Origin of the sequence: Pseudanabaena sp. SR411 (assembly GCF_002251945.1) — a bacterium.
Lineage (GTDB): Bacteria > Cyanobacteriota > Cyanobacteriia > Pseudanabaenales > Pseudanabaenaceae > Pseudanabaena.
The window spans coordinates 1-22,693 of record NZ_NDHW01000137.1; the positions used below are offsets into that span (position 1 = coordinate 1).

The 22,693-nt window shown below is 45.9% G+C and carries 18 protein-coding genes; 4 read left to right on the plus strand and 14 right to left on the minus strand.

Going from position 1 to position 22,693, the window contains the following annotated elements; all coding sequences use genetic code 11:
• From topA to B9G53_RS14555, 14 genes are all read right to left on the minus strand, one after another.
• The coding region (gene topA / locus B9G53_RS14490; RefSeq protein WP_094533497.1) for a type I DNA topoisomerase at positions 1-2,238 on the minus strand (2,238 nt) is incomplete at its 3' end.
• 37 nt (positions 2,239-2,275) lie between these two features.
• Positions 2,276-2,980, minus strand: a complete 705-nt coding sequence (locus B9G53_RS14495; protein ID WP_094533499.1) for a hypothetical protein — start codon at positions 2,978-2,980, stop codon at positions 2,276-2,278.
• Between the two features lie 9 nt (positions 2,981-2,989).
• Positions 2,990-4,225: a hypothetical protein gene (locus tag B9G53_RS14500; RefSeq protein ID WP_094533501.1), complete on the minus strand. Its 1,236-nt coding sequence runs from the start codon at positions 4,223-4,225 to the stop codon at positions 2,990-2,992.
• A gap of 9 nt (positions 4,226-4,234) precedes the next feature.
• Positions 4,235-6,166, minus strand: coding sequence for a type IV secretory system conjugative DNA transfer family protein (locus B9G53_RS14505; RefSeq protein ID WP_094533503.1), 1,932 nt, complete (start codon positions 6,164-6,166; stop codon positions 4,235-4,237).
• A gap of 6 nt (positions 6,167-6,172) precedes the next feature.
• A complete protein-coding gene (locus tag B9G53_RS14510; protein WP_094533505.1) occupies positions 6,173-7,447 on the minus strand; it encodes a hypothetical protein in 1,275 nt (424 codons plus the stop codon).
• Between the two features lie 2 nt (positions 7,448-7,449).
• On the minus strand, positions 7,450-8,025 hold the full coding sequence (locus B9G53_RS14515) for a hypothetical protein (RefSeq protein WP_141211785.1): 576 nt from the start codon (positions 8,023-8,025) through the stop codon (positions 7,450-7,452).
• A gap of 43 nt (positions 8,026-8,068) precedes the next feature.
• Positions 8,069-9,547 carry a TrbI/VirB10 family protein gene (locus B9G53_RS14520; RefSeq protein ID WP_094533509.1) on the minus strand — a complete coding sequence of 493 codons (1,479 nt, stop codon included), beginning with the start codon at positions 9,545-9,547 and terminating at the stop codon, positions 8,069-8,071.
• 31 nt (positions 9,548-9,578) lie between these two features.
• Positions 9,579-10,412 (minus strand): hypothetical protein, encoded by an 834-nt coding sequence (locus B9G53_RS14525; RefSeq protein ID WP_094533511.1) that lies wholly within the window; start codon positions 10,410-10,412, stop codon positions 9,579-9,581.
• Between the two features lie 5 nt (positions 10,413-10,417).
• Positions 10,418-11,455, minus strand: a complete 1,038-nt coding sequence (locus tag B9G53_RS14530) for a hypothetical protein (RefSeq protein ID WP_094533513.1) — start codon at positions 11,453-11,455, stop codon at positions 10,418-10,420.
• 11 nt (positions 11,456-11,466) lie between these two features.
• A complete protein-coding gene (locus B9G53_RS14535; protein WP_094533515.1) occupies positions 11,467-12,432 on the minus strand; it encodes a hypothetical protein in 966 nt (321 codons plus the stop codon).
• Between the two features lie 31 nt (positions 12,433-12,463).
• Positions 12,464-15,211 carry a hypothetical protein gene (locus tag B9G53_RS14540; protein WP_176453224.1) on the minus strand — a complete coding sequence of 916 codons (2,748 nt, stop codon included), beginning with the start codon at positions 15,209-15,211 and terminating at the stop codon, positions 12,464-12,466.
• A complete protein-coding gene (locus tag B9G53_RS14545; protein ID WP_094533517.1) occupies positions 15,198-15,518 on the minus strand; it encodes a hypothetical protein in 321 nt (106 codons plus the stop codon). The genes B9G53_RS14540 and B9G53_RS14545 overlap by 14 nt, the downstream gene beginning before the upstream one ends.
• A gap of 4 nt (positions 15,519-15,522) precedes the next feature.
• A complete protein-coding gene (locus tag B9G53_RS14550; protein WP_094533519.1) occupies positions 15,523-16,104 on the minus strand; it encodes a hypothetical protein in 582 nt (193 codons plus the stop codon).
• 175 nt (positions 16,105-16,279) lie between these two features.
• The gene (locus tag B9G53_RS14555) at positions 16,280-16,528 is read right to left on the minus strand and encodes a helix-turn-helix domain-containing protein (RefSeq protein ID WP_094533521.1); all 249 of its coding nucleotides are present in this window, start codon (positions 16,526-16,528) and stop codon (positions 16,280-16,282) included.
• A 301-nt stretch (positions 16,529-16,829) separates the two neighbouring features.
• Here B9G53_RS14555 and B9G53_RS14560 point away from each other — a divergent pair, with 301 nt between their 5' ends.
• From B9G53_RS14560 to B9G53_RS14575, 4 genes are all read left to right on the plus strand, one after another.
• Complete coding sequence (locus B9G53_RS14560; RefSeq protein WP_094533523.1) at positions 16,830-17,813, plus strand: SDR family NAD(P)-dependent oxidoreductase; 984 nt, start codon at positions 16,830-16,832, stop codon at positions 17,811-17,813.
• 237 nt (positions 17,814-18,050) lie between these two features.
• Positions 18,051-19,376 (plus strand): hypothetical protein, encoded by a 1,326-nt coding sequence (locus B9G53_RS14565; protein ID WP_094533525.1) that lies wholly within the window; start codon positions 18,051-18,053, stop codon positions 19,374-19,376.
• Between the two features lie 28 nt (positions 19,377-19,404).
• On the plus strand, positions 19,405-20,421 hold the full coding sequence (locus B9G53_RS14570; RefSeq protein ID WP_094533527.1) for a MoxR family ATPase: 1,017 nt from the start codon (positions 19,405-19,407) through the stop codon (positions 20,419-20,421).
• The coding region (locus B9G53_RS14575; protein ID WP_094533529.1) for an SAV_2336 N-terminal domain-related protein at positions 20,418-22,693 on the plus strand (2,276 nt) is incomplete at its 3' end. The genes B9G53_RS14570 and B9G53_RS14575, both read left to right, overlap by 4 nt.

Below are 22,693 nucleotides of genomic sequence, written 5' to 3' on the forward strand. Positions count from 1 at the left end.
GACTTTACCCGCCTGTTTCGGCTTCCSCTGAGCAGCTTTCTTCTCCTTMCCCGTYGAACTCTTACCCAAATTCGGCTTAGCCGCCTCATCCAGATCGCCAAACTTCTTCGACCACCACTTCTCCTGAGAAGACCAGAAAAAGACCACATCCGCATGATCCTTGCGTTGCCGTGCCTGAACATCCGCACACTTCAACATCACCTTCTCCACACCATCCTTATGGTAGGGAAACTTAGCTAAAGGCTTACCACAGACTGGACAAGCAAAGCTAGTAACCTCCACCGTCACTGCATTCTCGCCCTTCGGTTGAGGAATCTCCCACTGATTACGGCGATCGCTCCAAAACATGACCAGATTCTCACAGCCATGCTCACACTTGAGAAAATGACCACCACTCACCTTCTTAGAAGGAATCTTACTGAGTGGATGACTACAAACAGGACAAGCCACATCCGAAAGCTCATTTTTACGATTACTTGGCTGTAAATCTGCACCGAGATTCGTATAAGCCCGTGATAGCATTGGCTGAAAATAAGACTGATGCCAACCAATCAAATAGCTTTGCCACTCCAACTTACCCACCGAGATTTCATCCAAAGTCGTCTCCATCCCTGCGGTAAAATCGGCTCTGAGCAGATCAGGGAAAGTTTTATGCAACACATCATCCGTAGACATCCCCAAAGCCGTAGGTTCGAGAACCTTACCCTTGAGTAAAACATAGGTGCGCTCCTTAAGCGTCTTGACGATCGCTGCAAACGTACTCGGTCTACCCACACCCTGACGCTCTAGCACCTGTACCAACTTCGCTTCGCTATACCGAGCAGGAGGTTGAGTTTGTTTCTGCGTAAAACCTGCATTTGCCAAAGCCAAAGTCTGACCGCTCGTTAAAGCAGGAATATGTTTATCCTTACTCAAATCATTCCAATAGCGCGTATAACCCGCAAAAGTGACAATACTGCCCCTAGTCTGCCAAAGCGTTGAACCAGCTTGAATAATCACTCGACTTTTCTGAATCAAAGCATTCGCACATTGAGAAGCAACGGCTCTGCGCCAGATTAACTCATAGAGTTGATGCTGTTTGGCACTGAGATGGTCTCTAACCGTTTTTGGAGTAATACTCAAATAGGTAGGACGAATCGCTTCATGGGCKGATTGAGCAGTMGCCTGTTCACGATGACGAGTAGTTTTTTTAGGGACATTATCAGGATCGTGCTTTGACAGCCATTCCTTCACCTCCGCACAAAACTCAGGTGCAAGACTATTGCTATCAGTACGGTGATAGGTAATCAACCCTTTGCGACCTTGAGGCAAATCGACACCCTCAAACAACTCCTGAGCCACTTTCATCGTCTCTTCAGGCGATAGCCCTAATCTCACGGAAGCTGCTTGCTGGAGCGAACTGGTAATGAAAGGCGGTAACGGGGATTTTTGAGCAGTGACACCCGTAGCTTCGCGAACGACATGGGGATGATTACGGGCAACTTGAATAATTCGGGCAGCTTCCGCTTCTGACAATACCCGTTTTGACTCAACCGTAGATTCTGCATTCACTTCTGCCGCATCATCGGTGACATCCTGATCGTCAAGCACAGGCTCGATCTCACTACTACCCGCATAGAAAGCCGTAAATCCTTCAGCATATTCCGTCCATACCGACCAGTAAGTAATCGGCACGAAAGCATTAATCTCACGTTCACGCTGACAGACGATATGCAAAGCCACCGACTGCACCCGACCCGCCGAGCTACCGCCACTAGTACGACGCACCAAAGGTGAAACCTTAAACCCAATCAACCTGTCCAAACATTGTCTCGCTCTCTGAGCCGAAATCAGGTTCAAATCTAACTGATGAGCATTGGCGATCGCTACTTTAACTGCCGTAGGCGTAATCTGGTTATAGACAGCCCGTTTAGGATTACGAAGATGCAGTTGCTGTTGTAAATGCCAAGCAATCCCCTCACCCTCGCGATCGCCATCGGTCGCAAGCACCACTTCTGAAGCATTCTTCACAGCAGCGCGAAGTTTAGCGACTACTTGTTGACCTTTACCTTCAGTCAATTGATAACGACATTCAATTTTGTTGGTATCCTTGTGCATGGTAAAGCCCAAGCTATCTTCACCATCTTTAGCTAATTCCGTAAAGTGACCAAAGGAAGCTTCTACTTGCCATTCACTGCCAAGGATTGCTTGGATGGTTTTGCACTTAGATGGAGATTCAACGAGTAACAGCTTTTTCATGTTTTTGTACCTGTGTAAACTTTACCACCAAACAGACTTACTGATAATTTTCAATAGGTTTAGATTGTTGTACGTTTAACATCTCCACAGCCCTAGCTATATTTACAGCATCAAGATCGGTAACATGGGACTCTAAGACTTTCCCCTGTGACTCCACAAGGATCGGATTAACAGGACGATCCTTCGCGTTTAAAGTCATTGTATCCGAGGCTTTTTCGAGACTGAACTTGTAATTCCCCTTACCATCAGGACGCTCAAAGATAAGATGATTACCATCATCTCTACCCTTTACCTGTAGTAATTCGCGACAATCCCGCGCCAGTTTCAGATCTCGTTCTGTATCAGTAATTTGATTAGGAGAGCTAGGAATCGCGGCAGTTTCAACATCTTCAGATTTACTGTCAGAGTTATCTTTACGCAGACTCAAACCATCAAACATTGACAGAGCCAGATTCTGAATCTGCATTGCATAATTGCTCTGGTTCTGTTCTGGAGTAACAGTATTTACCTGTTGAGCATCAGCATCACCCGAATTAGGCTCGTTACCTTTGCTCCGTACCTGAGATGGTTGCCATGCTTCATCAAATACATCATCTTTATCGATCATCGTTAAATCCTTAGTATTAATGGAAGACATTTCTCGTTCAGCGATCGCTAAAATATGGACGCTATGCAGTTCAACAACTTGGTTAAACACAGCCATGAACTGAGCCATATCCAGATCTGGATTCGCAGTAATCATTGCTCTGACCTAACGCTCCAAATCTGGACTAGATTGTTCTAGCATCGGCTGATGCGAATTCATCCGTTCAAATACTTGCTGAAAGTTGTTCAAATCAGTTGAAGTCATTGACTGAAGAGAAATTTGACCTTCATTTGTCCGCAAAATATCTTCGCCAGTATGGTTATTAAAGATGGCAATATCACCATCTTGATTCCTTTGAAAATCGTAATACTCACCCTTGAAAGACTCCTGGATAGTCTCATTAAGGACATTTTCAACAACCACCACACCTCTAGCCCCAGCAGGAGCCAAATCTCCCAGCTTGTCGATTGCCGCGAGATAACCCTGATTCTGAGTCAAACTCGCAATATCCACCGTCGTCGTCTTAAAAGCAGTTTTGGTAAAGTCAATCTGTTGGTTAACAGTAGTCCTATCCTCAATAAACACAGCCCGATTACTTTGCAGTTCAAACTTAGCGATCGCTTCATTATCAAGATTAGAAATCTCATAGAAATTGTCTTGAGATTGAATGCGATAGTTTTCCGCCTCATACTTGCCATCGACACCCAATTTTGCAACTAGGGCAACCGTCACCGCCGCCATTACTTGTTGTCGGAAATCATCAAACGACAGAGGATTAGAATGTCCTAACTCATCGCGATCGCTGATACCATCGCCGTCAGTATCAATGCTGCGAGGATTGAGTCCTATCCGCAGTTCATCGACATCAGTAATCCCATCCCCATCCAAATCGCGACGCAGTAACTCTGCTAACTCTATTTTCGGGAGTTCTCGCCAATCCACATCGATATAGTTCTGTTCCACAGGAACTGACAAGGTAGCCTGCGATGATTGAGGAAGTGGCGGTAGATTACCACCAGATAAAGGCGATGGCTGAATGGGTGAGTTGGGTAACATCGCCAAATCTGGATCGCCTTTATCGCGCGGATGAATCAAGGTCACAGTCAAAGCCTGAGAAGTCTCAGGAGCAGCCGAGCGATCTGGTGCAGCCTGATATCTGCGCCACCAATCATCCATGATGTCCTGATCCCATTGCTGAGATACCCGATCCCACTCCGCATCACTGAATCCCGATGATGGAGCATCAGGCTCTTGACTGTTTCCATCTTTCTCTTGCAATAACTCTTCCTGTTTACCTAACAATTGCCTTAGCAGTTCTGCCAAAGCTTCAATCGTAGTTTGCGCGATCGCCAATTGCTGAGCATTAGCCTGAGACGCTTCCGATGTCTGTATAAAAACCATAATTTACCTCTATAAACCTTCAGCCCAAGCAGGGACAGTGGACTTGGGTGCATTAGGAGCATCTTTCGCAGGTAAAGGGAAATGCTCTTGAAAGTAATCCTTACGCGAAGCGATCGCCACATCCGTAATTGGTACTTGACTACCAGCTTTAGCCAACCTAACTTTTAGGGACTCCCATTTGGACTTGCTCTTATCAGCCCTTTCTGCGTCAACTTTGGGGATTTTGATATTGCAACGGCGGGGGACATTAGCTTCTTTCTTGGAGCTATAGCCAGGAGAAATGAGAATACAGTTACCTTGCGGTAACTTGAGAAAATCCTCTGGGGCAAATAGTTTACGTGTACGTTCCTGATCCGATGTACTAGTGCTAGTCCTACCACCACCTGAACTACGGGATTTAGATTTGTACTTCAAATGCTCATCGCCAAGATAATCAGAGAAAATCTTCGCTGATTCAGGCTCAAGGGGATTGAAAATCGCTTTAGTCGCACAGCCACCAAAGATTGCTCTTGACACCTCCTTACCATAAGTTTCTTCGAGCTGCACCAGATTCTGGAAACCCAACATACAGGACAAGCCATCCTCACGGTGAACGTTCAGCCATTGGACAAGACTTGGCAAATAAAGCGTTGGCAACTCGTCGATCGCCACTAGTAGGGGATCTTCGCGTTTAGTGGACACGACATTACGGGTAACAATCATATGTAAAACCGTAGCCAATAATGGTGCAACCACATCCTGCTTTTCGCGTTTCATGCCGATAATTAACAATTGCTTGCCTTTCAACTCCAAAGGAATCGTTGTCTTGCCACAGAACACGCTGAGGATATCAGGGGACATAAACCGACTGAAGAGAATACTCGCAGTTGAAATTACGGAAGCAACAGTTTTCTCAGAATCTGCCATCGAAATCAACTGCCCAAAGCTAGTTTCCACCCAAGTTGGTAAGTTCGCATTCTGGACTCTAGCAGGAAGATTATTTGCACCTAATGCTTTGGCACAGAAAATAATATCAGGATAGGGAGTTGTCTTTGCTAGGAGCAGCACTGCTTGAATCAGTTGGTCGCCACTATTGGTAAAGAAGGGATCTTCATTACCTTTACCGCCAGACTTGAAGTTGCGATTAAGAACGATCGCTACCTGTCGTGCCATATCCACATCCGCCGCATCACGAATGAAATCAAGGGGATTACAGATGCCACTTTCAGGGAAACTAGGGGCAAAGATACTAACCTGATAACCTGCTGCCGCTGCTACGCCCGCAATCCGTGAGGATTGTTCAGCATATTTGTAATCGTAGAGAATTATCGGAAACCCCTGATCGATTGCACTACGAATGGCAGGGTCAATCACGCCATAGGTTTTACCCGAACCCGTACCGCCCAGTACCGCAATGCCACGATTAGCATCAGGGAGCCAAATCGTCCGATCCGCTTGCGATACCTGAATGACTTTGGGCTTTTGTCCCGCAGCAGGTAGTTCGTGATTGGGTGTAGCCACCCCTGGGCGAGAAATCAATTCGGGCGGAAAAACTAATTTGGGTTTGACGATAAACAAAGATAGTTTATTGCGTTCACGTCGATTAATCTGTTCCTTAGCCTTTTTCCTTGCTGCCGCAATCTCCGTACCATTTGCCCAGTGAGCATTAGCCAGCTTATTTTTACTATTGCCGCCACCGTTCATGCTCAAGAAGACCATGCCGATGGCACAAGCCGCAATAATTCCACCTGTGGGCGTGAATAGCTGATTAGCAATGGCAGCAAATTCTGGAGGCATACCGTTAACTGTCGAGGTTTTCTCTGTTGATGTGGCAGAACTATTAACTTCCTGTGAACCTGCCATCTCTAGTGGAACTAGGAAAGTTATCAAAACCGCGATCGACAGCAAAAATAGTCTCTTTGAGAGCTTCTTTTGGCTAAACCAAAACATCAAAAAATTCATGGCAATCTATTTGCTGAAAGGTTTGCTAATGGAAATAAATGAATTAACTGCCGCATTACTGGGAACTGCATAGGGAATTGCACTTTTTTCTTGGAGAACAACTAACGGTAAGGGAGGCGTAATGTAGGGAGTACAACCTAAATCCACAAACCACGATCGCTGACACCAGCGAAACCTCAGACCTAGGGTAATTGTGCCTGAAGCCTCATCTAGAGATTCAATGGTGACGCGAAAAGCATCGCCAAAGGGATGATTGCCTGCGGGTCCGCGATTGCCAAATAGACCACCTAAAAAGCCATAGCCATCAGGTACTTGTTGCGATGCGGTCATCCATTGTTTGCCATTGTAATAACCACCCGCGAAGTCCGTAACCTCAATATGCGGGCAATCAGTATTACCATCGCAACCCACCGCTTGAAATCCAGACTCGGTAACGCCACCACTAATCGGATTAATCCGATTCTTCTCCCTATTGCCAAGGGCAATATCAACCATGCCAAACCTGACATTGGGCAGTAATGAGGGAGCATTAGGAAATTGGGAAAGACTGAGTTTACCTAAACCCGTAGCATTCAAATCCGATAAAACTACCCCCGATGCACCTTGGATATTGCCCAAAGGCAACTGAGAAAATCCCGCAATCGATTCAAGGCTATAGCTATTAAGCTGTTCCCCAAGACTGCCCAAGGATAAATTGCCAAGATCTGGAAAAGCGTTAACCAACTGCCCCACGGTAAAGCCAGACAATTCATCATTCAGAATAGCGAGATTGGCAACTCCAGATTTCTGGGTAACTAGATCGAGGATAGGTTGGACTTGGCTCAGGGGTTGATTACGCAGATCTGGCAGCGACTGCAACAAACTATTAATCGTTTGCTGTGATGTGAGTTCGCCCAATTGACCGAGACTGACATTGCCGAGGGAAACACCAGCACGACTAGCGATCTCCTGTAAGCTCGTTTGCTCCAGCCCCAGAGACTGAAGCGAACCCACCGTCAGGTAGCGATCTGGACTGACATAACTACCAATGACCAGATTGGTTAAGGCATTTGGAGAAAGTAGTTGCGATAGCTGTTGCTGCAATTGGGTCGTAACTTGGATTTTTGGTAAATTCTCGAAACTGATTTGCGTAAAGTCAGGAATCATCACCGATTGAGCATTCCCAATCGGCTGTGTGGACATGGGTAAAGACTGAGCCGTAGCAAAATCAATATTAGAAATAGCGATCGCCGCAGAGGAGATCGCTAACAACGTTATTTGGATGATACGTTTATACAACATAATTAGAAATCCAACGAGGTTTTATTCGTTTGAGCAGGGGCATTCGGTGTAAGCGGAGCAAGGCGAGGGATTTGAGCATCGGGAACGACTTCCAAAATGCTGTAGGCAGGAGTGGGGACATTCAGAACTAATTGAAACTGATAGAGATTTCTCAGTCCCCCTGCGCCCGTAGTGATCACAGTTAGGGAGGTGAGATCTCCCCTTGCCGAGGCAGATAGATTCATATCCAAGTCAAGGGGTTGAGCAAGTTGCCGCAGATTAATTACCGTTGCCCCACAATTGCTATCGTTCGCACCGTCCTTGCAAAGGGGACTGTCATAATCCATCACCACCTTAGAAGGATTGCCCAACCACACCTTTTTGATAATCTCGCCCGTCTTGATGAAGCTGATATTGAGAGATTGCACTGGCGATAGGCTAACTAACGAGGTCACGCCGCTTACACCCATCGCTTGACTGATACCAATCTGCCGCTTGGCAGGAAAGATCGGCTCGGCATGAGCGATCGCTGGCAGTGACAAGACTAGAAAAGGGACAATCCCTGAAATGGCATATTTTCGACATGGTAAAAAGTTCATAATCATAGAACTGGAGCGTTAATAGAAGATTGGTATTAATTAGCTAGAAAGTCACAGTTTGATTGACAAATACTTGCAGTTCTTTACCTGCGGGGATAAAAAAGACATTGGGACGAGTTTTAATCTCCTCGAGCGCCTGTTGATTGCGACGATTCAAAGTTTCTGAGAGAATGCCAAAGCCACCACTGATCGCCGCACCAAGATAATTAGGGGGCGGCGCAGTACTGACCGTGGCACTACCGCCAATGGATGAGATGCTGCTGGTAGTTGTGGGACTATTGGTAAGTTTGCCAACTTCCGCTAATGCCGAAGTAATGAAGGTTGCTGCATCCATACCGCTAATTTCCGAACCGCGATCAAAGTACTTGTCCGCGACTAGAGGCGCACCCTCAGCACCACGCAAGGTAATCGCATTAGGTGGTGGAATCAACTCGCGACCCGCAATCGCAATACCAACTACATCCAATTCAGCAAGTCCAGACTTAGCATCAAGAGGACGAGCAGTGACGATTAAAACTGCATCCGCAGGAATTACTGGCTTGCCATCCGCTGTCGCGATTGGCTCTTGGAGAGTGACAATAAACTTGGGAATTACTCCTGGGGCGCTACCCATAATCCGACTGCCATCGGTGGAAAACACGACCGATGTTTTCAAAGCGGCTTTAGCAGTTGTCCCAACCAGCAAAGTATTAGCAGGTGTAGCCTTTGGCAAAGATTTTTCCGCTTGCGCGAGATAGTTGGTGAGTGAATTTACAGGAGGCTTCTCAATTGTAGGAATTGAAGAATTATTCGCGGCAACTGGACTGACTGCGATCGCTTTCGGCATTTCCGTAGGCGCAGCTAGATTGCCATAACTACCGATGCTTGCCAAGCGCTGCCATTCGTCTGCGGGATTTTTAGCTTCGGGTGGACTAGCGGAAAAGTTGCGTGGGGGGAGTGCCACAGGAACGGGCTGTGACATCACTTGTCGCATCGGTATTGGCTCAAGGGGCGGAGCCGATAGATTTCTCACGGGTGAGACTGGAGGTAATTCAGTCTGCTTTGCAGCATTGGTTTCTGATAGCGCTTTAGGAGCAACTTTAGAATCTGACTTTGGTGAATTCGTTGGACTTAGTGTTTTCGATTTACCCGCAGAAAGCTGACTGCCTAAAGCCAAATCCGTCTTGAACTTTGCAATTTCCGCATCCTTCGGATCGACCATTGGGTTCAGGAAAAGCTGCTGCTGGTCATCACTGGTAACTGTTAATTGCTTTGCATTAGATGGCGACATAATGCTATTCATGAATAGACCAACCAGCAAAAATCCTAGGAAACCGACCCCACCAACTAAAGCAATCTTAGAAAAAGGACTACCAACAATACCCCTAATTGTCCGATGTTGCTCTGGATCTGGGGCTTCACTGAAATCATCGATCGCCAAGTCCGCATCATGGTTAACATCGGGTTGAAACCCAGTTAACTGAGCAAAGTCAATTTCATCGGTTACGCTTACTGATTGTGGTTCTTGAACTTCGGTAATCATCACAACTCCTTCAAGTATCGACAGAGAAAAGTTATTTCAAATCATTTCGGGTGAGATCTCGCATGGCATAGATTTCTAGTCCAGAGGATTTCACTTTGAAAATGGCTTGCTCCAGAGGTGAAGCATCGGCTTTGAGATTCGGCACATCGATCGCCTGAATAAAGATTTCCTTGTTAAAGGGAACCGATTCGCCCACTTGATTGAGGGGACTGAAAGTAACCAAATTTGCCACTAGATTGACTTTCCATTTCCCTTTCTCAATCTCCTCAGGAGCCGTAATCGTCTGCGGCACTAGAATTACCTTGCTGCCACCTGAGAAAACCTCTATGGGTGTAAGTTCCGCGATTGACGAGAGCAAGCCTTTACGGAAGTCTTCGGAAAAAGCAAAGCTAGCTTGCCATGCGGTGGTGGTAATTTTCTTTTTCAAGCCTTTGTCCGCCGTAACTTCCACGCCAGTATCCAAAAGTGGCTTGCCATTTTGACTAGCATCAGAGGGCAGTTCTCCTGTCCACGTCATTAGAGCCATCACCTGTTGAGTGACAAACTGCTTTACCACTTCAGGAGATCTGGTTTTATTCTCACTGGCGATCGCCGTAATTGCTTTACCGCCCGACAACTGGACGAGCGTAGGTGGTTTCTGGGAAGCAAGGGAGGCATAGGCTCCAATCAGCGCCATCAGCCCTAAACTATTCAGTGCCGATAAGCCAAGTATGCCGAACAAAATCGATACCACCAATACGTCTTTAGGAGTTTTGGCTTTACCACGGTGGGATAGACCAGTAGGAATAAAGCGATAGAAAGCATTAGTTTCATCTGTTTCTGGTTTTGGTTCAGTATTCACTTCTGAATTTGGATATGAGTTCATGGGAATTACCTAGAGATGCGTAAACCGATATTTAAACCTGCGGAAGCGGCTGCACTTGCTGCCGAAAGAATGGCGCTAAAGATTGCCATGCCACCACCCGCCGATAGGGATAGCGCTAGAATTGGCGCAAGTAGTCCCAGAACAATTGCGATCGAGAGCGTATCCATCTGTGCTGAAGCGGCGATCGCTGTGGCAGCAAGTCCTGTAACGATGTTCAAGCTCAACTTTGCCATTCCTAATGACCAGAATCCTGTCATCCATGCATAGAGAGGCTTTGCCCCAATCGGTAGTAAGGAAGCCCCAACCGCCAGAGGCCCGAGTAAACCTGTGAGTAAAAATCCGACCTCAATCAAAGCCTGAAACGCGGACTGCATTGCCACCATAAAAGTCTCGATCGCCGCCAGCATGATTGACCTTGAAATCACTGTGCCAGGGAAGAGATTAGTAACTGCTTCCAGAGGATTTTCACTAGCCTTATCGATTTGTTTTTGTAACTTACCGATTAATGCCGTAGCAACCGCACCATAGTTAGATTGGTAGTTACTGAGCAGAGCTTGAGCTTTGGTATTTACCTCTTGCAAACAGACCTGCATCTCTTCATTCTTGGTGAGTCCATTACATTGCTGGCGGTAGGCAATGATTTGTTCTTGAGCGACCGAGAAATCAGCCAAGGCTGATAGGGTTTTCTCCAATTGGGCAGTTGAAGTAATTGCGCCTAAAACCGAGTTATTGGCATTGTTAATCACTGTCCGCATTCCATTGGTGAGTCCAATTAGGTTTTGACCACCATTAGTGAGCAGCACAATCACAATTACTGGCCAGATTAACTCACCAAACTGCCGATAGCTCTGGTCATCTATCAAGTTTTTGGTGAATTGGATGATCCATAGCAACAGTGAAGCCACGGCAATGATTAATCCCAGATTGGTGAGGGCTTGATAGAGCGTGCCATTGAACGCTAGTTCCCAAGTGTTCTGCCATGAGCCTTGTACCGCTAGCGACACCTCTTCGGAATTATTGACAATCGCTTGAGCAATCAGCATGGTTTATCTCGCTATCTTAGAAAGGTATAGGGCATCCGTTGTTGCACGGTGGAGTTGCGCTCGATCAGCCGATCTTGGCGATCGCCCTTGAGTGAGGCGTTAATCTGGTCAAGATTGAGCAGTGATGTGGCTCCCTGTTGGGTTTGTTGCACTTGCAGCGCTAATTGTTGAGCGTCAATCTGAGCGCGTTGGCTATTCTGTTCGGCAACCTGTGAGTTCTGCTCCGATAGCAGTCCCAGTTGATTAGCGACATTACCGACCTGACTAGCATTGTTACCAAACTGGGAAGCAATATTGGCAAGGATTGCCGAATTACCCGCATTTTGTTGCGCCACAATCTTGAGGACATCCTGTGTCGATAAGGCGGCTTGCGCCTGTTGCGACAATCCATCCACCTGTTGGGAACGGGACAATGAGTTCTGAGCAAAGGTGACCGAGTTTGCCGCGATCTGTTGGGAGATATCCGCGATCGCTGTGCTAGTTTCTGCACCTATCGCCGTATTCAAAGATAGCTGTCCAACGTTCTGAGCATTGACGAGCATATCTTCAAGGGTTTTCTTTAGCCTTGCTTGCCCCTCTTCCCCCAATACATTTTGGATCGAGGTATTGGTAATTGCCGAGGTGACAACACCTTGATTGATCGATGTGCCATTTAGCCCCGCACTGTTAAATGCTCCCTCGATCTGGGCAAGAACAGTAGCTTCGGCTTTACTGGGATCTGGTAATCCCAGTTGCCCGATTGACTGAGTAATGGCGGCTTGTACCTGTGGTAAATATTGCCCCAGTAGTTTGTCCATCTGAGCTTTTAAGAAATCACCAGAGTTGATCGAGGTAATCAGTTGATTGACCTGTTGGATTAATCCTGTGAGTTCGGGTGGTAATGGCACTTGAGCATCCGCAGGGTGGGGACTCAGGAGCAAAATCGAACAGGTTGCGAGGCTGATGACTGAAATCTGACGGGGTTTTCGTTTGTTCATGGCGGTGTGAGGAGTTTCTAGAGATCAAGAATTAAGCAGCCAATTCGGGTAATTTCAGCTTGCGCCCATCCCTCAAGGCACTTGCCATCTCGCGTGAAAAAGCAGCTAGCCCTTTGTAGGGATCTGCCATCGCTAGCATGTAAGCGGTACGCGCCTCTTGCTCGTCGGGATTGTTTGCTACAACGCCCAGTTGGATATAGCTAGGAAAAAAGCGCACGAAGGTGTAAATACCCGCATCATCTAGCAGCCATTGCGAATAGATCGCCTCGCGTTTGGGGAAGAAGCGCTCTTCTGCATTCTGGGCAATCACCTCTCTGGGATATTTGAGGATGCTGACAAAGCTATCCACTGCCGAGGGTTGGATGCGACCAATCAATCTGGTTGATAGGTTTTGCAAGATTTTCGGAGCTGAGGGAGATCTAGCGATCGTGTCAGGGTCTTGGGCGGAAATAATTACCTTGATACCAGCCTTGGCTCCATTGGCACAGAGCCGCGCCACCATTTCCGAGATGGTGGGATATTCAAATAAAATCGGTGCTTCATCGATGAATAGGATACTTGCTGGGGATGATAAAGCTCGTCTCAGGGCAGCGGAATATGCCGATAAAGCTAGAATCGCCGCATCCTCAGCTTCCGATAGGTTTCGCAGGGCAAACACCAACAGTCTCGCATCACTGCGAAAAGTCGATGGACGGGAAATGGCGCGACCAATTCTGGAATTAAGCCAGAATCGCAGTTGAATCACAATTTGATTCGTCGCCTGATCGATCTGTTCGCTATCGGCAACATCGGAGGTAATATCGGCTTTGCCCTCTGTCAAAAAGTAATCGAGAAAGTCTGAAAGCGTGGGCATATTGCTCCATGCTTCTGTGCCAAATCCATCGGTGATCGCCTTGTCGTATTTGGCTTTAATTTGCTGATCGTCAAAGAAGCTATTAACCACAGGCACTAATAAAGCCCTGATCAATTGCCGTAGTTGCCTTTCCGATGAGGAGAGGTCATGCTGACTTGCACCAAATACCATTGTCATCAAGGCTGATTCCACAAAAGATTTGAAATCCCGCAGCCGTTCTTCTGCTTGTTCGGAATCAAAGGCTCGCAGATCTGGGAGTTCTAGTAAGTTTGAAGATTCTTTACTAATGTCGAAATAGGCTCCCAGTTCACCGATGAAATGGGTGTAGTCCGTAAACGTACTTGTACCATCGGGCTTAGGGAAGTCTAGAGCCACAATTTGCTGTTCGTGGCATAGGGCTTGGGACAAAATCGCCGATACCAATACCGACTTACCCGCACGCGTAGTAGCAAAGATGCCAATATTGCGATGCTTTCGCACGTCGATATATAAAGGCATCCCGCCTTCTTCGGTAATCAGTTCAAAGCCAGTCTCATCGACAGATCTAGGCATTACACAACCTGTAAAAGCAACCGCTTCATCGGATAGATAAACATGACGACGAGGGAAGGGCTGAGCCAGTAGATTACCCACTGTCACTGGTAGGGTCTGTTTCCACATCAGCCATGCATATTCCGTCTCGCGCTCTACCCAAGCAGGGCGCTGGAAGCAACTGCAAAAATAGCGACAGGCATCATCGAGGGCAATCAAGTTAGGACGACGAATCAATACCGCCACAGCCACATTAATTGGCATTGCGCCTTCATAAAGAGCTTCTTGAGCCTTAACTGCTTTTTGCTGTTTCAGTGACGCATTGACGTTGATGTTATTCAAGGAAGCAGATTGCTCTTGCGAGACAATGCTTTGCTTGGTAACCCGTTGCATATTCGCTTTGACAATGGTTTCATTTGCCCTTGTGAACTGACAGAACACTTCCGTATTTGCCACAGAGTCGCGGGCGATCGCTTCCCAGAGATAACGCATCTGTTTACCCTTGGATACCCAGCCCCCTGGTTTATCCATGAAGGTGAGTACGCCGATATATTCACCCTTGAGGTGAACAAACCCATTGTCAGCAAAGGGAATTGAATCGGGACGCTCTAGCAATAATGTTTTCAGATGCACTTGGGTATTGACTCGCTCTTCCAGACCGCGATCTGACATCACCAGCAATTGCGGAATCGGTGGTGCTTCACTGCTATTGAATTGCCGCCAGAGATGCTCCCATAGTTCATGCTCAGTCAGCGATCGCAGGTCTAAACCCATGCGATTAACCAAGATCTGCTCCCAGTTCAAGAAGCCATCGGTAAAGGCTTTGGCAAAAGCAATTTCATGGCGTTCTTGCTCGATTTCCTTTTCCTGACCCATTAGTTGCTGCGATAGCTTTTGTATCCAAGCCAGTGCTTTTTCCAGCACATCATTACCTCCAGCCGTCGAGCCACGCAGGGTATAGGTGGCATAAAGTCTCAGGAATTTTGGTTTACGTAGTCCTGATTTGGCTAACTCCTGTACTCTCTGCTTTTCACCCATTACTAAAAATTTGAGTTGCGGCGTATCGGCTTGTTCGTAGAGTTCTTGGAGTTGCTGTTGGCGATCGCTGTCGGAGCTGACTGAACCAAAATGCACCGTCAGTTTCTCGCCATCGGGAATATCCTTCAAGCCTGATTGAATCGCTTCAAAGAGCGATTCCTCCTGATCCGTCGAGAGGGTGGTGTGAATCCCCTTTGACTCCCAGCCAAATACGAACTGCAATGACTCTAGCGACGATTGACCTTGCTTGAGGACAAAGCAACTGACGGTGCGACCGCGTAGCTCAAACTTGAGCAGACATTCTACGGCTAGCTCTTTTTCAAAGTGCTTATATCGTTTTTGATTAACGCTCTGCATACTTCCTAACCTCCTGCTTACGCATCCCCCTGTACTGATAAACACCGCGTGTCCATCGCGGCACAGGGATAAACTTTGATAAAAACCGATGCGGTTTTGAACCAGTCAAGATCCACCATGTTGCATCACCCCAAGCCACAATCAGCAATACCCACAACCAAGGCAGATTCAAAACTACATAGCAAATCATGAACAGGGTAAAGCTGATGATTGCCCAAGGAATAATTAGCTCGGTGGGAAATGGTCCAATCTTCGGACTTGCTCCCAGAATGGCATTGACTTTACGAAATTTGTACTCTTCAGCCATAGCTTTAGACTGCACCCGTGATGATGCCTGCCAAAATGTCGCCCATTGTCACAGTTACCACCAGAATCAACGGTGTTCTCGCCATTTGCTGCCAATCATCGTCATTTCTGGCTGATTGAATTACCTTTACTAATCCAATGCCCAGATAGATTACAAACAAGGCTCTCAACACATTGAAAATCAAAGCAACTAGTCCTGTATCAATCCCAGGGATTGCGCCCGTCATCCATGTCTGAGTCCTATTAAAAAACTGGGCTTGAGCTGGTTCCACTGTGAGAATTAGCAGTAAACCAATCACAAAACCAATGGCGATGCCCATTAATAAAACGGGGCTGTACTTGTAATGCCGAATCATCTGCTCGAATCTGTCATAGAGCATCAGCAATACTTTCGGGAAGGCTAACAGCAAGCCAATCAAGGTAAGTAGGGCTGTGAGATACATTCCTTTCGAGCAGGCAAAGGTGATCATGATTCCCGCGATCACAGCAGTCAATGCGGCAATCTGAGGATTTTGAATCTTGTCGAGGAATTTCCTGTTGTGGGGACTTTGAGTAATTCTCATAGGATTACTTAGATAGGTTTTCATAGTGTTTCGCTAGGAAAAAATTTGAGACTTGTGCATAGATTGGCAAAAGGTATAGGCAGCAAGGCAATTCCTTGTGCTTGAAGCTCTGCTTTTGAAGAGCATTCTGATCTCTAATTCTTTTTTCGTCAATAACCAAACCCTATACCCACAGGCATTTTGAGCTGTATTTGAAACATCACGATCTTCTCCGCCGATCTGCTAAAGCATCATTTAGTCCACCTTGCAGATATTGCTTTCGCAATCGCCACAGACGAGTTCTTTTAACCCGCAGCACTCGCATTACTTCGGAGATGTCCACACCGTCATGCAGAGCTAGTAATACTTGTGCGCGATTGATGGTTGATGCATGACTATTACCTTTTAGGCATAGAGCCACGCATTGGCGATAATCAGTATTAGTGAGGGTGATTTTTAGTCTTTCCATGTTTCAAATAACGTTTTGTAAAGTTTGGTGTAGGGCTACTTTTTTGCTAATCATTACTTTTGTTGGACAATTATTTGTTAACTTTCCTGACTAGAATGTTTTATGTAACACAAATTTTATCAGCATAGTCTTCACAACTTAATTCTGGAAATATTTCATAGGGAAGATTCAGCATATTTTGTAGCTATTGTTGGAAATGAGAAGGGAGAAATCAAACAATACGAGAGACTAATCATGCCGATCGCTAGTTCATCGGTAAGCGATAATTGGAAAGTGGTTCGCAAAATATAGAGGCTTTTTCATGGTAGGAAATTTAAAAGGGAAAATTGCCTTGGTAACAGGGGCTTCACGAGGAATTGGCAAAGGTATTGCTATTAGTTTGGGTGAAGCAGGTGCGCTGGTTTATATCACGGGGCGCAGTGTGCATCAGACAAATTCTATAGATTCTATTTCGGGTAGTTTACTAGAAACCAAAACCGCAGTAGAAGAAGCGGGTGGGATTTGTATTACTGTTCCCGTTGATCACAGTGATGATCAACAGATTAAATCTCTATTTGAGCAAATTGATCGAGAACAAAATGGACAATTGGATCTATTGGTCAATAATGCTTTCGGTGGTGTGCGATCGCTAATTGCTGCAAAGGGTAAACCTTTTTGGGAATCAGATATAAATCTTTGGGATGCCTGTAATCAAGTTGGTTTGCGAAGTCACTATGTGGCAAGTCATTTTGCTGCAAAGATGATGACTCAACGCAAACAAGGCTTAATCGTGACGATTTCTTCTTGGGGTGGATTAGCTCCGATCTTTGGTGTTGCCTATGGGACTGGTAAATCTGCTTGCGATCGCCTTGCGGCTGATATGGGAGTGGAACTAAAGCCTTTTAATGTTGCTTCGATTTCACTCTGGCCGGGGATTGTCGGTACTGAGCAGTTTCATCAGTTGGCTGACGCAAACCTTAAGGGTACTGATAACAATCTTGGTGTGGCGGCGATCGCTGATAAATTCAATTGGGAAACGCCTTTGTTTGTTGGCAGAGTAATTGCGGCTCTATGTAACGATCCAGACCTGATGCGGCGAAATGGGAAAGTCCAGATTGTAGCGGAACTGGCTGCGCGTTATGGAATAGTTGATGAGTATGAGCATCGTCCTGTTTCTTTGCGTTCTCTCAGATTTTTATTGGCGCAAGGTTTGCCGATGCTTAAAGGCAGAGCTAATTTGATTCCAGATCTGCGAGTGCCTTGGTGGATTCTCCTGTTAACGGTTCTCAAGTCTCCTAAAATTTGAAGATGATTCTGAAATAATGTGATCGCTATTTTATAGTCCATTGCTGTTAAAAGATTACTAAAGTCAGTACGAAACAAGTAGAATAAATTGGAAATTTGAGATTATTATTAACTTAGTAAAGGTAGAGTATTAATATTAATTGCATCAATCTAATCAATATATAATTGTCAAGCTAGACTTATGGCTTGAGAATGGTTCTAAATGAACATATGGATTACTAGATAGTTCTAAAAGCTTATGAGTGATGACAGGATTGAGGCTCAAGAATCTCAAGGTTTAGTTAATAATCCTCAAGGAGATGTAGAACAGCAATTTGGCGATCGCACCGAAGCAAATACAGGCGGTGGTGATGTTGCTCAGCGCGATATTGATAAGCGTAATATCACGATCAATATAATTACTGGCTCTTCTAGTACCAAACCACAGAGTCAATTAACTGAAGAATTATCAAAAATTTTGGGTGGTGGGATTGATTTAGATGCGGCGATCGCTTCGGCATATCAAAGTGCTTTACCTCCTGACGCGATTCTTCATCCTGTTCAGGCTGATGATAAGATTTCTGAGTTGGCGGATAGGAGAGTGTTGCATAAGTTTATTGAAATTCTTGCTAACGATCGCACTGTGTCGGAGTCAACTCGTGCGGAGTTGCAGAAAATTATTAGTACACCAGATTCTAAAACAAATAACGATCGCACAGACACTACAAGCAAAAAAAGACTTAGATCCTATCTTATAGTTGTATTGCGTCCTGAGCCTAATCTTAAGTTTTGCATTAATGCGTGGCTGATTCCTGATGACTCGGTGAAAGGTTCATCTAGGTTTTGCTCGTTGGATATCAACGAAGAAAAGAAAGGAGTTGTCTGTTCTCTGAGTGATATTCCTTCTGTTGTCAGAAACTTACTCGATCAGAGCCTCCAACAATTATTTAGTAAAGATTATGAGCTTACGATTGAGTTTTTCTTGCCAATTGATTATTTATCTACTGAAGTAGATCGATTGGAAGTGATTCCCGATCCCCTAGATTGTGATGAGTTTAATCCTTTAGGCATTCAATATCAGGTTCTAGTACGTTCATACGAGAGGCTTGATAAAACCTATTTGTTGCACAACTTTCAGCAATGGAAAAACAACTGGAACCGAGCTGATATAAATTTCAAATTAGTTCCCAGCCTAGATTCCTTTGAACCTTTTACTACAGTTAATAGCTGTAATTGGAAGAAATTGGCAATGGATTTGAAAGCAAAGCTTGGTATCAAGATCATATGCGTACCGCCAGATTTAGAACGCAAAAATATATTTAAGGCGATCTTAAAATCGGCTATTCCGATCGCGGTTTGGATGCGAAAAGATATTCGGGAATGCGATCGCGAATCTAAATTAGACTGCTTACTGACGAGTGGAAATTTAGAAACGCTACCAGAATATATTCGTAAGGAGCGTGAAGAGGCTTATATATGTGATGATCCTGAGGAACATTTTGGTAATCATTTAGTTTTATTATGGGAAGATCCTAATCGCCTGACTCCTGATGTTATGGCAAGACTCTTACCCACAGGGCAATAACTTACAACTACTTAGGAGTTTGGTAAAAATGGGCGACTGGAAAATTTTTAAAGGTAATGCTACTCCTCACGGCGATATCGATCGCTTGCCGCCACCTCCAAACTGGCGAAAGTTTGCGCGGATCGATGAAAAGTCCTTTGTGGAGTTAACTGAGGCTGTCCAAAGTAGTGCGAATGCCGAGAAAACTAAGGAGCGCGGTAAGACTTTTAAGGTTCCACCTAATGACACCGATTTGGCAAGTATTGTTAATGCTGCCTTGTACTTGCGTCGTCCTTTGTTAATTACGGGTAAACCGGGGACGGGCAAAACTTCTTTGGCTTATGCTGTTGCCTATGAATTACAGTTAGGTCCTGTTTTGTTATGGCCGATCTCTACTCGTTCTACGCTCCAAGAAGGGTTATATCGCTATGATGCGATCGCCCGTTTGCAAGAGGTCAAAGATCATAGTCAGGAAGAATTAGCCAAGGATATTGGGCGATATATTCAATTGGGGGCGGTGGGTTCGGCTTTATTGCCTTACAAGCGTCCTCGCGTGCTGTTGATTGATGAAGTCGATAAGAGTGACATTAATTTACCTAACGATCTCTTGAATCTGTTTGAGGAGGGAGAATTTGAGATTCCTGAACTAGCGCGGCTGGCGAAACAGGCTGAAAAAGTTACAGTGCGTAGTTATGACGGGATGGATGTGACCATTCAGGAAGGACGGGTACAATGTCATGCTTTTCCATTCATCATTTTAACTAGTAATGGGGAACGGGATTTTCCGCCTGCTTTTTTGCGACGGTGTTTGCGTCTGAATATGAAAGATCCTGATAAAGAAGCTTTGACTGATATTGTCCGATCGCACTTGGGAGATGAAGTAATCGCTCAAGCGGAGCCACTGATTGCGGAGTTTCTCAAAAAACGCGAGAATGGCGATTTAGCGCCCGATCAATTGTTAAATGCGGTTTATTTGCTCACTCGCGATCCTAGTTCGGCAGTGGGCGATCGCGAAAAGTTGACTGATGTACTCCTGAAGTATCTATCGAGTGCGGAGGATCGATGATCGACAATGTTGTGGCGGCTCTGGGTTTGGGATTAAATCTCACCGATGAAGAGATTGCGGATGTGCTGTGGTTAGCGGTGCAGATGCAGCAGTTTGGTGATGGGGTAATCTCTGAGCAGGGTGATCGCAACGAGGCTTTAGACAATTCAGTTTCTAATCGAGAAAGTCCAAAACGACCAGCACAACCTTTAAGGGATGATGATCGCGATCGGCAAGATGAGAATAAAGAAGACGAGCAGAACTTTGAAGTGCATTCTAAAAATGCCCAAAATGACGATCGCTCGACTCGGCGTTCTGATGAGTTGCAACTGAAGATTCCTGATGCCCGATCGCTGCAAGAACCTCTAGAGTTAGCGCGATCGCTGCGTCCGTTAATGCGGCGTGTGCCTTCACAGGTGAATACCTTGCTGGATGAGGAGGCGACTGTACGCAGGATTGCGGAAGAGAAGATTTGGTGTCCTGTGTTGCGTCCTGCCTTGGAACCTTGGCTAGATTTGGCTTTGGTGATTGACGATAGCGCTTCGATGTTGATGTGGCGGCATACGATCGCGGAGTTACAGCATTTCCTATCGAGTTACGGTGTCTTTCGCGATGTACGGGTTTGGCGATTGGGAACGGATAAGGCTGAGAAGGTGTGCATTTATGCGGGGGCTACGGCAAGCGATCGCAATGGTTCGCCGCGCAGTCCTAGCGAGTTGATTGAGGCTAATGGTCGTGGTTTGGTCTTGGTGGTTAGTGATTGTATTGCTCCGATCTGGCGAAATGGGACGATCGCGTCTGCTTTGCAAGTTTGGTCGCGCAGTGGGATGGTGGCGATCTTGCAAATGTTGCCCGATTGGTTGTGGGGGAGGACGGCTTTGGGGCGGGGTGTGGCGGCGCAGTTTAGTGCTTTGGCGGCGGGGATTCCCAATTATCAGTTAACGACTACGACGGTTTCTACTTGGTATGATATCGATCTGGCGACTAGTATCAAGATTCCTGTGGTGACGCTAGAGCCTGAAAAGTTTACGGCTTGGGCGGAGATGTTGACGGGTAAGGGTGGGGCATGGGCGGCGGGGATTGTGTTTGAGCCTGAGTTGTTTGCTGTGCCAGAGGTGGCGATCGAGCTTGATGGCGCGAGTGAGTTGGATGCTGAGGATCGGGTGCAGAGTTTTCGGTTGACGGCTTCGCCGATCGCGAGGCGGTTGGCGGGGTTGTTGGCGGCTGCGCCTGTGATTAGTTTGCCGATTGTGCGGATTTTGCAGTCTAAGGTTTTGACTCAATCGCAACCTGTTCATGTGGCTGAGGTGTTTTTGGGTGGTTTGCTGAAGCCTTTGTCGGAAATTACGGCGAAGACGAATCCTAATTATGTGCAGTATGATTTTATTGAGGGTGTGCGCGATCTGTTGTTGGAGTCGGTTCCAAGTTCGGAAATTGTTAATATTGTGGCTGAGGTTTCGGAATATATTGCAGAGCGTTTAGGGGTTTCTTTAGAAGAGTTTGCTGCGGTTATTCGTAGTCCACAACTGGTTCAAGACTCCAATTTTGTCCATCAAACTAGACCTTTTGCCATTTTGACAGCACAAATTTTAAAGCGTTTAGGGGGCGAATATGCACATTTTGCTGAAGAGATATCTCACAATCTAACTATTTCTATGGTCAATCATCACATTGATAATGTGAGTGATGCTGACAAAGTGAGTCATGTCAATGCAGCTACGACTTTGGCAGGCAATGCGATCAATACTTCGAGCATGACTATTGAAGATGCCCTCTCGATCATTGACACCGCCTTACAGAACAAACGTCTGAGCAATACTCAGGAGCAATTATTTCGACAAACATGGGAAGGCAAGACTTATGCKGAGATTGCCGAAACCTKCGGATACGATTCATCCTATATTCGTGATGTGGGTTATCGCCTGTGGAAATTGCTGACCAATGCGTTTGGGGAGCGTGTCACCAAKAATAATCTTCAAATCGTGGTGCGTAGACATGCTYACATCARTCGCCCTCACATCAGTGATTTGGATGAGGTAGACAAAGTGAGCAATGTGAATGAAAATTCCTATGACTTGAGCAATGCGATCAATCCTTCGAGAATGACTATTGAAGATGCGATCTTTATTGTTGATACCGCTTTACAACAAAAACGCTTGCAAAAACGCTTGAAATACATTCAAGAACAAGTATTTCGGCAAACATGGGAAGGCAAGACTTATACGGAGATTGCCGAAACCTGCGGATACGATTCATCCTATATTCGTGATGTGGGTTATCGCCTGTGGAAATT

Bases quoted from the DNA above. Each gene is read 5' to 3' on its own strand.
- B9G53_RS14565 (WP_094533525.1), top strand. From the start codon at position 18,051: ATGAGTGATGACAGGATTGAGGCTCAAGAATCTCAAGGTTTAGTTAAT.
- B9G53_RS14550 (WP_094533519.1), bottom strand. From the start codon at position 16,104: ATGAAAACCTATCTAAGTAATCCTATGAGAATTACTCAAAGTCCCCAC.
- B9G53_RS14495 (WP_094533499.1), bottom strand. From the start codon at position 2,980: ATGATTACTGCGAATCCAGATCTGGATATGGCTCAGTTCATGGCTGTG.
- B9G53_RS14515 (WP_141211785.1), bottom strand. From the start codon at position 8,025: ATGAACTTTTTACCATGTCGAAAATATGCCATTTCAGGGATTGTCCCT.
- B9G53_RS14570 (WP_094533527.1), top strand. From the start codon at position 19,405: ATGGGCGACTGGAAAATTTTTAAAGGTAATGCTACTCCTCACGGCGAT.
- B9G53_RS14505 (WP_094533503.1), bottom strand. From the start codon at position 6,166: ATGAATTTTTTGATGTTTTGGTTTAGCCAAAAGAAGCTCTCAAAGAGA.
- B9G53_RS14540 (WP_176453224.1), bottom strand. From the start codon at position 15,211: ATGCAGAGCGTTAATCAAAAACGATATAAGCACTTTGAAAAAGAGCTA.
- B9G53_RS14520 (WP_094533509.1), bottom strand. From the start codon at position 9,547: ATGATTACCGAAGTTCAAGAACCACAATCAGTAAGCGTAACCGATGAA.
- B9G53_RS14555 (WP_094533521.1), bottom strand. From the start codon at position 16,528: ATGGAAAGACTAAAAATCACCCTCACTAATACTGATTATCGCCAATGC.
- B9G53_RS14560 (WP_094533523.1), top strand. From the start codon at position 16,830: ATGGTAGGAAATTTAAAAGGGAAAATTGCCTTGGTAACAGGGGCTTCA.
- B9G53_RS14525 (WP_094533511.1), bottom strand. From the start codon at position 10,412: ATGAACTCATATCCAAATTCAGAAGTGAATACTGAACCAAAACCAGAA.
- B9G53_RS14545 (WP_094533517.1), bottom strand. From the start codon at position 15,518: ATGGCTGAAGAGTACAAATTTCGTAAAGTCAATGCCATTCTGGGAGCA.
- B9G53_RS14500 (WP_094533501.1), bottom strand. From the start codon at position 4,225: ATGGTTTTTATACAGACATCGGAAGCGTCTCAGGCTAATGCTCAGCAA.
- B9G53_RS14530 (WP_094533513.1), bottom strand. From the start codon at position 11,455: ATGCTGATTGCTCAAGCGATTGTCAATAATTCCGAAGAGGTGTCGCTA.
- B9G53_RS14535 (WP_094533515.1), bottom strand. From the start codon at position 12,432: ATGAACAAACGAAAACCCCGTCAGATTTCAGTCATCAGCCTCGCAACC.
- B9G53_RS14510 (WP_094533505.1), bottom strand. From the start codon at position 7,447: ATGTTGTATAAACGTATCATCCAAATAACGTTGTTAGCGATCTCCTCT.